At 39.4% G+C, this 12992-nt stretch carries 11 protein-coding genes; 10 read left to right on the top strand and 1 reads right to left on the bottom strand.

The genetic code is table 11. The features are described 5' to 3' along the window. Positions 1-30 precede the first annotated feature (30 nt). The 7 genes from LAV82_RS09535 to LAV82_RS09505 all read left to right on the top strand — a co-directional run bounded on the left by LAV82_RS09535 (position 31) and on the right by LAV82_RS09505 (position 8215). Positions 31-1440, top strand: coding sequence for a sodium:solute symporter family protein (locus LAV82_RS09535; RefSeq protein ID WP_179880347.1), 1410 nt, complete (start codon positions 31-33; stop codon positions 1438-1440). Between the two features lie 110 nt (positions 1441-1550). Next, positions 1551-2015: a CBO0543 family protein gene (locus LAV82_RS09530; protein ID WP_029324970.1), complete on the top strand. Its 465-nt coding sequence runs from the start codon at positions 1551-1553 to the stop codon at positions 2013-2015. A 99-nt stretch (positions 2016-2114) separates the two neighbouring features. Continuing rightward, on the top strand, positions 2115-3452 hold the full coding sequence (locus tag LAV82_RS09525) for an MFS transporter (protein ID WP_499715986.1): 1338 nt from the start codon (positions 2115-2117) through the stop codon (positions 3450-3452). A gap of 319 nt (positions 3453-3771) precedes the next feature. Then, positions 3772-6801: an efflux RND transporter permease subunit gene (locus LAV82_RS09520; protein WP_499715985.1), complete on the top strand. Its 3030-nt coding sequence runs from the start codon at positions 3772-3774 to the stop codon at positions 6799-6801. Between the two features lie 263 nt (positions 6802-7064). After that, positions 7065-7241, top strand: a complete 177-nt coding sequence (locus tag LAV82_RS09515) for a Fe3+ hydroxamate ABC transporter substrate-binding protein (protein WP_372585237.1) — start codon at positions 7065-7067, stop codon at positions 7239-7241. A gap of 71 nt (positions 7242-7312) precedes the next feature. Beyond that, entirely contained in the window at positions 7313-7576 is a 264-nt protein-coding gene (locus LAV82_RS09510) for an autorepressor SdpR family transcription factor (protein WP_013082079.1), read from the top strand. Further along, complete coding sequence (locus tag LAV82_RS09505) at positions 7577-8215, top strand: SdpI family protein (RefSeq protein ID WP_499715983.1); 639 nt, start codon at positions 7577-7579, stop codon at positions 8213-8215. A gap of 148 nt (positions 8216-8363) precedes the next feature. Here LAV82_RS09505 and LAV82_RS09500 read toward each other — a convergent pair whose 3' ends face one another. Beyond that, the gene (locus LAV82_RS09500) at positions 8364-9356 is read right to left on the bottom strand and encodes a DUF3231 family protein (RefSeq protein ID WP_499715982.1); all 993 of its coding nucleotides are present in this window, start codon (positions 9354-9356) and stop codon (positions 8364-8366) included. 309 nt (positions 9357-9665) lie between these two features. Between LAV82_RS09500 and LAV82_RS09495 the strand changes: the two genes are divergently transcribed. From LAV82_RS09495 to LAV82_RS09485, 3 genes are all read left to right on the top strand, one after another. Next, entirely contained in the window at positions 9666-9884 is a 219-nt protein-coding gene (locus tag LAV82_RS09495) for a hypothetical protein (protein ID WP_211078496.1), read from the top strand. Then, positions 9881-10141, top strand: a complete 261-nt coding sequence (locus tag LAV82_RS09490; RefSeq protein ID WP_211078497.1) for a hypothetical protein — start codon at positions 9881-9883, stop codon at positions 10139-10141. Before LAV82_RS09495 ends, LAV82_RS09490 begins: the two co-directional genes overlap by 4 nt. Positions 10142-10422: 281 nt before the next feature. Continuing rightward, positions 10423-12954, top strand: a complete 2532-nt coding sequence (locus LAV82_RS09485; protein WP_499715981.1) for a putative bifunctional diguanylate cyclase/phosphodiesterase — start codon at positions 10423-10425, stop codon at positions 12952-12954. Positions 12955-12992: the final 38 nt, after the last annotated feature.

The raw sequence follows: 12992 nt of genomic DNA, 5'->3' as shown, positions 1-12992 counted from the left end.
AGATTGACCCATAATAAGGAGGAATCTGTTATGAACGGACTGGATATGACGGTTATGTTTGTCTATTTTGGCGTATTGGTTGTAGCTGGTATTATTGGCTCGTTAAAAGCAAAGTCATCAGAAGATTTTATTTTAGCCGGACGAAACTTAGGGATGTTCATGTATTTAGGGTGTTTGTCAGCCGTTATTTTAGGCGGAGCGTCGACGATTGGAACGGCTCAGCTTGGCTATGAGCACGGGCTGTCTGGCATTTGGTTTGTGACGATGATTGGACTTGGAATCATTACGCTTGGAACGATTTTTATTAAGCGGATTTCGTCGTTGAAAGTGACAACTATCAGCGAACTGCTAGGAAAAAGATATAACGCTCAAGCGCAAATTATCAGCGCCGTTGTTGCCGCTATTTATACACTCATGGTATCAGTCACTCAAGTGATTGGAATGGGAACGATCATTCATGCGCTGCTTGGATGGAACATGACGGCCTCGATGTTAATTGGCGGTTCGATTGTTCTGTTCTATACGATTCTAGGCGGAATGTGGAGCGTAACGGTTACTGATATTATTCAATTTGTTGTGATGACGGTGGCGATTTTTGGATTTATGCTTCCAATGAGTGTATCAGAAGCAGGCGGTCTCAAAGCACTTGCCGGAGATTTGCCATCATCTTATTTTGATTTTTCATCCATTGGATATGGTCAAATCTTTCAGTATTTCCTTCTATATACGCTTGGTATGGCAGTATCTCAAGATATTTGGCAGCGAGTATTCACGGCGCGAACAGAAAAAATCGCCCGAAACGGTTCCATTTTTGCAGGTGTGTACAGTATTGCCTACGCGATTGCCGGAAGTGTAATTGGAATGTGTGCGTATTTGCTGCTGCCAAACGCAGAAAGCAGTCAAAGCATATTTGCGACGCTTGCAGTTCAAATCCTGCCTCAAGGATTATTAGGTCTCGTACTGGCAGGCGTTTGTTCGGCGCTGATGTCAACTGCTTCAGGAACGCTGCTTGCATCTTCTACGCTGATCAGTAATGATATTATTAAAAAAGTGTGGCTTAAAAATATTTCGGAGAAAAATTATTTAATTTTAACGCGTGTTAATACACTTATTGTTGGAGTGCTTGCTATTATTTTTGCTCTTTGGATTCAAGACGTGCTTGTGGCTTTAGACGTTGCGTATGCCATTTTATCAGGAGCGATTTTTGTTCCGTTTGTTGTGTCCCTATTCTGGAAAGACATTCATCCAAAAGCAGGAGTTTCAGCGATTGTAGTCAGTACACTAGTAGTACTTGGAGGTCTATTGATTGAAGGACTTTCTTCTACTACGCCAATCCTATACGGAATTTCAAGCAGCATTATTATAATGGCTGGATTTGCGGTTATGGCTCGAAACAAAGAACTGTCTGACCAAGAGCCGGTAAGCGAAGATGTAAAATAAGAAAAGAAAGGCTTCTCCTTTACGGTGAGAAGCTTTTTATATTCCTGCTTATTATTTTAGCCAGTAATCGTACATACTAATGGATATTGACAAAGAAAAGAGTGTTGCAAATGGAACGAACACTGCTAAAAGGGCTAACTGTGTTGTGTGCAGTTCTTTTTCCTTTTGTTGTAAAAAAACCGAAATTTAAAGAAATGCTGATTGTCTTTTTTGCAAAAGGGATTTTAGCCACGCTTATTGATGCTTATGCTGTAAACACGAATCGAATCAAATATCCTGTTCGGCCGTACCCTCGCATTTTTTCAACTAATATTTTATATGATCTGCTGTTTTTTCCTTTGCTAAGTATGGTTTGGGTTAGACAATCTTATGAAGACAAGCTTCCTGCAATCTTATTAAAAAGCTTGATGTGGAGCGTTCCGATGAGTATCAGCCAGTGGTATTTAGAGAGAAATAGCAATCTGTTTAAATGGAAAAAGTGGACCATCTTTCATACATTTGCAAGTATTAGTTTTACATTGCTGACAATCAGGGGGTTAGCTGGCCTTGTCAAAAAAGCAGATAAAAAGCTATAGTGCAGCTTTTTATCTGCTTTTTTATGCACAAATCTAGACAACATCTATCAAGCAGGAGTAAACTAAATGCTCAGATTATACAGATAAGGAGATTGCCAAATGAAAAGCAGAACGTCCGTAATGGTTAGTATTGTGCTGGCAATGCTAGTGGCTTCGCTTGATTCAACGATTATGAATACGACGATGCCCGTTATTGCAAAAGAGCTTGGAAGATTTGATTTATACGCGTGGTCGTTTGCTTCGTACATGATTGCAAGTACGATTTTATCTCCGGTAGCGGGAAGATTATCGGATTTATTTGGCCGCAAAAAAGTATTTGGGTTTGGAATTATTGCTTTTTTAATTGGTTCGATGCTTTGCGGCGTGGCGAATACGATGATTCAGCTTGTTCTTTTCCGTGCGGTTCAAGGAATAGGAGCCGGGTTTATGGTGGCGTTTCCCGCTATTATTGCCGGAGATTTATTTCCCGTCGAGAAACGAGGGAAAATTCAGGCGCTGTTTACAACGATGTGGGGATTATCAGCTGTGTTAGCTCCGCTTTTAGGCGCTTTTTTTGTGGATTATTTAACGTGGAGATGGATTTTCTTTATTAATTTACCGGTATGTATCGTTTCATTTCTTACGTTAATGCCGTACCAAGAAAGCTATGAGCCGAAAAGAGCAAAAGTCGATTACATCGGTGCCATTTTGTTTGGAGCGGGCGTTACGTCGCTGCTGCTCGTTACGGTAGTGGAACAGAACCGAGTTGTGTATACAGTCGTGGGACTTATTTTATTAATGATTTTTTATCTCCATGAACGAAAACATGCTTCTCCGATTGTACCGTTGTCCATGTTCCAAAACAAAACGCTGTCATGGATTAATATCAATGCGTTTATTGGAACGGTGGCTTTATTCGGTACGTCAAGCTACATTCCGTTATTTTTACAGCGAGTAGCGCATCTGTCGCTGTTTATGAGCGGAGTTGCGCTGTTAGGGACGGCGGTCGGATGGATGTCTGTATCCGTGCCTGCAGGTAAATGGATTTTAAAACACGGCTACAGAAAGCTGTTGTTAATCGGGAATGTGCTGCTGGTTGGCTCGGGAACACTTCTGCTTATGCTAAATGAAAGTCACGGTTTCTTTTATGTGTTTTGCGTCATGATTGTGCAAGGACTATCGTTTGGTCTGCTTTCTACGGTTGGAGTCATTGGTGTACAGCAATTAGTAGGAGGACATGAAAGAGGTATTTCAACGTCGTTTTTTATGTTTTGCAGAAACATGGGAACAGCAATCGGTGTTACCATTATGGGTGCGTTGCTGACTTCAGGCGGAAGCTTTATGGCAGGCATTCATCACTTGTTTTTATTTGGCTTTGCAGGAAGCATCGTGGCTTTATTGACTTCCTTAAAAATTCAAAACGATACGGAATCAAAGCACAGCCGAGCTGCTAGCTGAGGGAATTTATGCTAAATATGTTTATTTCATAAAAAAACGGGAAGAAACCAAATAAGGTCATAGAATTGCCTGAGAAATCGTAGGCATATTCTTCTTCTTCTTTCACTTACTACATGTGGGACGCCGGGTATCGGCGTCTTTTTTTGTGCTGTAAAGGAGCTGCTTATATTATCCATAAATAATCTTGTTCAAATAATGGGACTTTTTACAAAAATAAGTCTTTAAATGGTAAGATAGATTAGGTATAATTTAGTAGTTATTTAGCATATTCTAGAAATGTTTGGCTAAGTTTGTACGAAAAAGTGAAAGGGGAAATTTTATGTCTTGGCTCACCAAATGGTCGTTTAAAAATAAAGCGGCTATCACCATTATGTCTATTTTAATTTTAGCTTTAGGAGTCATTAGTTATTTTACACTTCCGATGGAATTCCTGCCGACCGCTGATCAGCCTCAAGTGTCAGTAGTGGTTATGGGGCAAGGAACGGATGCGGACTCTATGGGAAAACAAGTTACGTCACCGATTGAAGAAGCGGTAGCCGGTGTTAAAGGAAAAAACAACGTGTATTCGACGACGGGAGACGGCTATTCCAAAATCGATATTTCATTTGAATCCAAAACGGATATGAAAGAAGCAAAAACAAACGTCCAAGAAGCGCTGTCTTCGGTGCAGCTTCCAGCCAGCGTATCAAAGCCTAATGTTATTCAATTAAATACCTCAATGATTCCCATCGCAGATATTTCACTCACATTTAAAGAAGGATTAACAAGAGACAATCTGGATCTTGCAGAGAAAAAACTGATCCCTAAATATAAAGACGTTAAAGGCATTGCGAGTGTTCAAACGTATGGAACAGCGGATTCCTACGTGTCTATTAAAGTTGATAATAAAAAATTGTCACAAAAGAACGTGACCATTGATAAAGTCATCAGCGTGTTAGAAGGAAAAAACACGTCGCTTGCAGTTGGAGAAAAAGTCATTAATAACAAGTCGAGCAACATCAACGTAACTGGTAAAATTGACAGCTTGGATAAAGTGAAAAAGCTGCCGGTTGCACCCAATGTAACGCTAGGGGACCTTGCAAAAGTAGAGATGAAAAAGCCTGAAGGCGTCGTGACGCATATTAACGGAAAAGATGCACTTTTACTTATTGTTACAAAAGACAGTCACTCAAACGCCGTTAGCATTACAAAAGAAGTAAAAAAACTGTCTCAGCAAATTAACAAAGACTATAACACTGTAAATGCTTCTGTATTTTTTGCAACAGGGGACAGCGTACAAAACTCTGTTCATTCCATGATGAAAGAAGTGTTGCTGGGCGCACTTTTTGCGACCGTTGTAATCATGCTGTTTTTACGCAGCGTTCGCTCTACGTTTATTACAATTGTATCCATTCCGCTATCGCTTTGCTTTACGCTTTTCCTATTATCCAAATCAGGCGTTACGCTCAATATTTTAACGCTTGGAGGGGTAGCGGTAGCGATTGGGAGATTGGTAGATGATAGTATCGTTGTTATTGAAAACATTTTCCGGAAAATGCAAAAAGAAGAATTTTCGCTTGGGTTAATTATTGATGCAACAAAAGAAGTAGGCTCTGCTATTACCGCTTCTACGTTAACGACAGTAGCCGTCTTTTTACCAATCGGCCTTGTAAACGGAGGGCTCCAGGACTTTATGCTTCCGTTCGCTCTAACGCTGACGTATTCGCTGCTGTCTTCATTAATTGTGGCGCTTACCGTTGTGCCGTTAATGAGTGCAGGATTATTAAAAAACGAAAAACTTCGTAAGCACAAGCAGCCGGTTCGTTTTACAAAGGTCATTACGTGGTCGCTGAATCATAAATGGGTTGTGCTGCTGCTTTCGCTGCTTTTATTTGTGGGATCTATTGGCGCGTACACGATGATGCCTAAAGGAGCGGTTGATAACTCTTCATCTGACTTTGTAGGCACAACGTTAAGCTATCCAAATAACACGCCAATTAAAACCGTAGAAGAAAAATCACTGCAGCTTGAACGCTATATTTTAGCTCAAAAAGAAGTAAAAGAGGTATACATGCAGCTTGGTAATACGGACGAAGGAGCCAAGTGGGGAGACGTTGGTTCGCCTACTGAAGCTACGTATACGATTACCGTAAAAGACAGTGGAAACACGGATTCGCTAATGAAACGAATCCAAAATCAAAAGAAACTCTATGACGGAGGGGATCTTAGCGTAAGTGCTGCTTCACTAATGGGAGCTTCCACTACTTCCATTACCGTTGATGTGATTGGAAACGACATGAACAAGTTAGAAAAAACGGCAAGCAGCATTAAGAAAGAAATCAGCGATATAAAAGGAGTAGACAAAGTTTCTACGAACCAAGACGAAAAGAAAACAATTTACTCTTTAGACGTAGATCCAACAAAAGCGAATACGCAGCAAGTAGCGCAGCAGCTTGGCGTTATGCTGAATAAAACGCCGATTGGAGCGATAGATTTAGAAGGCAAGCAAGCAAACGTACTTCTTGAATCTGTCTTAAATCCAACATCACCAAAAGAGTTAAAAGATATTTCTATTATGACAGAGACAGGACCGTCACCTGTTTCAAAAGTGGCTTCATTAACGCAAGCTGAAAAGCCGACAAATCAGTTTCATAAAAATGGAGACCCGTATATTCAAGTAACAGCGGATGTCAATCCAGAAAAGCTTTCAGAGATTAATAAAGACATTCAAACAACAATTTTTGGAGACGGTAAGAATAAAGGACTGTCCATTTCAAAAGATGTTGACGTTGTAATCGGCGGAGCAAGCACTCAGCAAGGAGAAGACTTCTCTGACTTGTTCATTACAATGCTTGTGTCGATTGGTATTGTGTTCTTAATTATGGTGATTACGTTTAAAACAATCCGCACGCCGTTTGCGATTTTATTTTCGCTTCCGCTTGCAGCGATTGGTGCTGTGTTAGGTTTATTAATCAGCCGCATTCCAGTAGACGTAACGGCTCTACTTGGAGCACTAATGCTGATTGGTATCGTTGTGACCAATGCAATTGTACTTCTAGACCGCGTGAAGCAAAATGAAAAGAAAATGATTATGCGCGATGCGATTGTCGAAGCAGCCGCTACGCGTATGCGTCCAATTGTCATGACGTCTGCCGCTACGATTTGTGCGATGCTGCCGCTGTTATTCAAACAAAGCGAAAGCGGAAGCCTTGTTTCTCAAAGTCTAGCAGTCGTTGTAATCGGAGGATTGGCCGTTGCGACTCTGCTTACACTTGTAGTCATTCCCGTTGTATATGAACTGCTTCATTTCAGAAAATCGAAAAAGCAAAGAATACAGCAAAAACAGCAGGAAGACGTAACGCCGCTATAATGTTTAAAAGAGGTTAGGACATAAGTATGTTAGGTGAAGGAAGATCCGAACGATGAATTGAGATTCTTGAGAAAGAATCCGACTCGTTCGGATTTTTTTATTGGTAGAGTGAACGTAGGTTTCAGATCTGTAGTTGCTTCTAGCTAGGGTTGAATTGGTTATGTCCCATCCTCTTTTTATGAAACCTTTTTACTAGTGAAACGTATAATTAGATAAGGAAATGGAGGGGATAATATGTTTGGAATAAAAGAGCAATGTTCCGTTTGTCAAAAGAAATTCAGCCGAATGAAGAAGTATGGATGCGAATGAAGTATCCAAGTAAAAGAGGCATGACTGAAATTAAAGCTTTTTTACATCAAGAGGCTCAATTTGTATGTATGGACTGCTTTGAAAAAACAAAAAATGAGTCAAATGCAGATGTTCTCTTTTCAAAATATTGACATAGTATATTCTATAGTTTAATATTTAGATAATTATCTAAATACTTAAATATGATGGAGATGAACTTCAATTGAATGAAACGTTTAAAGCCCTGGCGGATCCCACTCGCAGGAAGATTTTAGAGCTGTTAAAAGAACGGGATTTAACCGCAGGAGAAATTTCCGAGTATTTTAACATGACCAAACCAAGCATCTCAAATCATTTGAAAATCTTGAAGCAAGCGGACCTCGTTCAAGATGAAAAAAGAGGGCAGTTTGTGATTTATTCGCTAAATACAACCGTTTTTCAAGATTTAATCGGCTGGTTTTTCAGCTTTCAGAAAGGAGAGAGTTAAATGAAAAAGCATTTATTTCCTTTAGGTATTACCCTTTTAACACTGGTTGCATGGCTGATTGCACTGCCGCACCTTCCAGCTACGATGCCCATCCACTGGGGAGCAAATGGAGAAGCAGACGGATTTGCAACGAAGATAAATGCAATGATCTTAACAGTAGGAATCATGGTACTTATTTATTTTATCATCGCATTTGTTCCGCGAATTGACCCGCGTAAAGAAAACTATAAGTACTTTTCAAAAACGTATAACATCGTGTTAAACGCCGTACTGCTATTATTCTTTTTTGTAAATATGAGCACTATTCTACAGGGGCTGGGCTATAACGTGCGGATGTCGTACATTGCTCCAATTATGGCTGGACTCGTTTTTATCATTATCGGAAACTACTTGCAGCGCGTGCGCTCTAACTATTTTATGGGGATTCGTACACCGTGGACATTGAGCAATGAAACCGTATGGAAAAAGACGCATCGTTTATCTGGAAAGCTCTTTTTTATCGGTGGACTGCTGATTCTTATTAGCGCTTTTTTACCTGATGGATACAAGTCAGTTATCATGTGGGGGAGTATCGTTCTGTGCGTGGCGATTCCTTATCTGTATTCGTACCTGGCGTATAAAAAAGAAATGAATATGTAAGCATACCAAAAAATCCGGTGAATACACCGGATTTTTTTATGGATAACATATCAGCCGTAACGCCACCGTTCGTGTCACGCCAGCTGATGGGAATAAACAAAGCATAAAGTATGAAACGCGTTTCAGGTCAAGACTTACGATGAAAAACTTACACTTCTTTGCGGTCGCTTGCTTCAGGCGGCTTTTCAATCCACCCGTTTTTAATCATCACTTCGCTGCAGCGCCCGGCTACTTTTAAGTCTCGTAAAATACACGCTTCACAGTGCCCGACAATATCAAGCCTCATGCTGGTGGTCATCGCAGTTGCATAGTATGTAATGGCTACCTTGAACATTGCTCCTGCGTGAAACGTCATCAGCTTTTCTGAAAAAGGCGCGTGCGTAGATGTTGTGATTTCATTATCCAAAAGCGGAGGAGTATGAAGGTTTTCTTCGTGCATGATGGAAGAATAAAGTTCAATATGCTTGTGGGCTACATCAAGCCCCGTCTCCATGACTTTCCGCACGTCTTTTCGTTTACTTACTTGTTTAAACGCAATTAAAAGAGCTTTGGTTACCATGCTTTTACGTAAATTAAAATAAATATTTCCGGCTTCATTTGCGTTTAAAAGACGCTGCTTTCCGACAAAATCAAGAGCGTAAGACAAATCTGTGATCGACTCTTGTTTTTTCGGATTTAAAAAATAAGGAGCCGGCACATAAAGGTTTTTTGCTAAAAGCAAATCGAGCGACCGATTGTAGATTTCCATCCCATCTAAATTACATTGATGATAATAATCTCGAATATCTCGGCGAATCGACACGCTAAACGAAATGCCGTACCCTGACAAGCCATGAATCGTCATGTCGTGAAGATATTTCAGCCAAAACGAGTCTGTAAAAAGCGGAGGTGTGTGCAAGTCCACATCTTCATCTGTAAATCCGTTCGGCAGCGGAAAATGTTCGGCCCGAAAAATGGCAGTCAGCAGCTCAATATGCTTTTCAGATAACTTTAGCGAAAAGCCAAACAGCGACCGAATCTCGGCATCCGTCACCGTTGCAAGAACGTGTTTCGCGACACAAACCGCCAGCGTATCCTGATGGTACTGCGCGCATAGACTTGTTATTTCAGTTGAAGTCAAACGCTTGCTTTCTGCGTTCAATAGGCTTCCCTCCTATCTATAAAAATGGTACGTATCTATGAAAAAACAGATAAGTATAGTGTGGACAAGGATGTGTTGAATTATTCCATAGGTCAATTTGGAAAAAGAAAATAACGGCTAGGGTATACGTCTAGAGAAACATTGTTTTTTCGTTTTACTGTTATGAATAGGAACTACCAAAAGAATTTTTCTCAACTCTGTACTCTAACAATTTCCTCTATCTATTTTCCAAAACTACCCAATATGCTAACATAAAGATAGAACCCCTAAATGGACAAGTGATGGATAAGATGTAAAAGGAGAGTTTCGATGAAGTTTTTTAAGGATGCTTCTAAACGAGAGCATCAAAATTGGAATAAAGCTGTGTCGGCAGGTTTTTATATACTTTTATTGCTGCTGTTTGTGAACATAATAATGTATGCCTATAAAGGTGCCGAGTTAGTGTCGTCATCTTCTATGTTTTGGACAGGGATCGTTGGGACGTTTGGCTATCAGTTTATTTTAAATAGAAAAAGTGAGAAAAAATGAATAAACAGCCTTGGCACCGTTCAGAAAAATTTCTGCTGCTGCTGTGCTTTTTTGCACCGCCTATTGGTTATGTAGCGGTGGTGATGAATAAGAAAAATCTAAGCCGAGAACAGTGGCTGAGTAACTTAACGGTAGCTACTATTATAATGTCCATATGGCTGCTGAAGTTTTTACCTCATCAGTGGGGAACGATTATTTTATTAACGGGCGTGGGAATCTATTGGTATCATCGAATTTTAAAGAAGTTTAAGAAATAGGGGCAGGAATAAAGAAAGTTAAATTTTCCCCCTTTGATATTTTGAAAAAAGAAGTTAAAATATTATAGGAATACAAATTTGTTCTACCCATGTAAATAAAAGTATGTATTTAATATGTTTTATAATTAGTTAAGAATAGAGCCAACCAAAGCGGTTGGTTTTTTGTATGAGTTCATTCTTTTTTTGTGGAAATTGAAGAATAGTATCCGATGTAAAGCTAGAGCATATAGGCAGGTGTTAAAACTGTCGGATCCGTTCTTTAAACAGGAGGCAGCCAACTAGTGTCGATAAAGAAAAAGTTATCCGTATTCTTTACTTTGCTGGTATTGTGTATTCTACTAGCGAATAATACCTTGCACTACATTCGATCAAAAAATAGATTAATAGAATTTAACAAAAAAGAAATCACGCTGGTAACAGAGGAAATTGCGTACGAAGTCGAAAACTCAAAAAATAGTGCTTCCTATATGGAAAATCGAATGGCACAAGAATTAAGAACGGCTTCGATTGCGATTCAGGATTCTTTGCCTGCTGATTACCATGACGTCAGCAATGACCAGTTAAAGCGACTGGCTAAAAAACTGATGATATCTCACATTACATTATTAGCTCCTGCAGGAGATGATATTATAGGCGTAAAATCTTCTGATCCTAAGGAAATCAATATGTCTACAAAAGAGTGGGGCTATTGGTATACATCTTTTCGGCAGCTGCTTTCTCAGCAGACGATTACTACCAAAAAAGGAGTGAATCTACCTCACTTTTGGAGCGGCCCGATTGAAGTAGCCTCCAGCAACCCTAATCACATTGACAAGTGGGGCTATTATTACGACGGGTCTACTAATTATATTATTGATCCTTATTTCCGTGATCGGCACGTACTGGATTTTGAAAAAAGGTTCGGTCCTACGAACGTGATGAACCGCTTCACAGAAAATCTGGAAGGCGTTCTTGAACTAACCGTTTTTAACCCCAAAAATTTCGGGAAAAGAAATCAAAACGTATACTTAAACGGCAATAAATATATTAAAATAAAAGATCAGCCGATTTGGTACGGAACATACACGTACCGAAATACCGAACGGGATAAAAAATCCATACAAGAGGTCTTAAAAACGGGAAAATCACAAAGCTATCTTGCTGAAATTAACCATAAAAAAGTATTAAAGACATTGGTACCAATTAAAGAAAAAAACACTCCAGCTTATGTAATAGGCGTAGTGTATGACTACGGACTTATTGAAAAAGAACTGCAGCAAGAATTAATTAAACATTTATTATTGTCTCTTCCGTTTATCTTTATTGTTCTTATTATAAGCTTTATCTTCTCTACATCCATTACGCGGCCGATTAAACATATTATGGAGCACGTAAATCAAATCGCTAAAGGTAATTTTGGCAAGGTGCTGAATACAAGAAGAAAAGATGAGCTGGGAGGACTTGTAGCAAACATCAACCACCTTTCTCACTTTTTAAAAACATATGTAGATGATTTAAAGAAAAGTCAGGAAGAAAGTGAGTATCATGCGTACCACGATTTTTTGACAGGGTTGCCGAACAGAAGATATTTTAAAGAACAATTAAACAGGCGCTTAATTGAGTCGAAGGAAAAGTCCATTCGTCACGTAGCCGTGTTATTTATGGATATAGACCGGTTTAAAGATATTAATGATACGCTAGGGCATTCAAAAGGAGATCAGCTTATACAGCTGATAGCTAACCGAATTAAAGAATGTCTTCCTTCTGCTAACAGCTTTCTTACAAGGCAAGGAGGAGACGAGTTTGTCATTTTATTCAGTGATTTTACACCGGAAGAAGTTAAAGGTATCACCGAGAAGATCATGGCGTATGTTCAACAGCCCTGCTACATTGACAACGATGAAGTGTTCGTCAGTATAAGCAGCGGATTAAGCTTTTATCCCGAGCATTCTACGAATTTAGATACGCTTATTACGTATGCAGATGTTGCCATGTATGCTTCAAAAAGACAAGGCGGCAGTAAAGTAAGTATCTATCATGACTCGTTAAATAAAAAACAAGCTGAAAAAGTTCACATCGAAACGCGCTTGCGAAAAGCAATTCAAAAAGGGGACATTGACGTTTACTATCAGCCGAAAATAGAAGCAAAGTGCAATGTAATCACCGGCGTAGAAGCATTAGTTCGCTGGAATGACGCAGAGCTTGGATTTGTTTCTCCAGAAGCGTTTATCCCTATAGCAGAAGAAGCTGGTTTGATTCAATACTTATGGGAAGTTGTGATGAAGAAAGCTTGTTCTCAAGTCAGCGAATGGAATAAGGTCTCAGACGAAAAAATGACACTGGCGGTCAATTTTTCCCCGCGGCAATTTCAAGATCCGGTTGTTTTGGTTAATGAAATTAAACACTTTCTTTCGCTGCATAGATTTGATCCCGCTTGGTTTGAAATGGAAATTACAGAAAGTACACTGCTTATGAACGCGGAAGAAACGATTAAAGCTTTACATCTGTTAAAGAAATATGGTATATCAATTTCTATCGATGATTTTGGAACCGGATATTCTTCGTTGAGTTATTTAAAAAAATTACCAATCGATTGTTTGAAAATCGACCGGTCTTTTATCCAAGATATTCAAGAAGATTACAGCAACAGTGAAATTGCCCAGGCGATTATCAGCTTATCTCAAAGCTTAAAGCTGGAGGTAATCGCAGAAGGTGTAGAAGAAGAATATCAAAAAGCGTTTTTAATGAAAAATGGCTGTGATCACATGCAGGGATACTTGTTTAGCGAGCCTCTTGCTGCAGAAGATTTTGAAGAAGCGTTTTTAAATAGCTGAAGCAAAACCATCATTTAAAAATAAACTTACTAAGAAAA

Origin of the sequence: Bacillus sp. ILBB4 (assembly GCF_035064545.1) — a bacterium.
In the GTDB taxonomy this organism is placed as follows: Bacteria; Bacillota; Bacilli; order Bacillales; family Bacillaceae_H; genus Priestia.
This window is presented reverse-complemented; position numbering and strand designations above follow the sequence as displayed.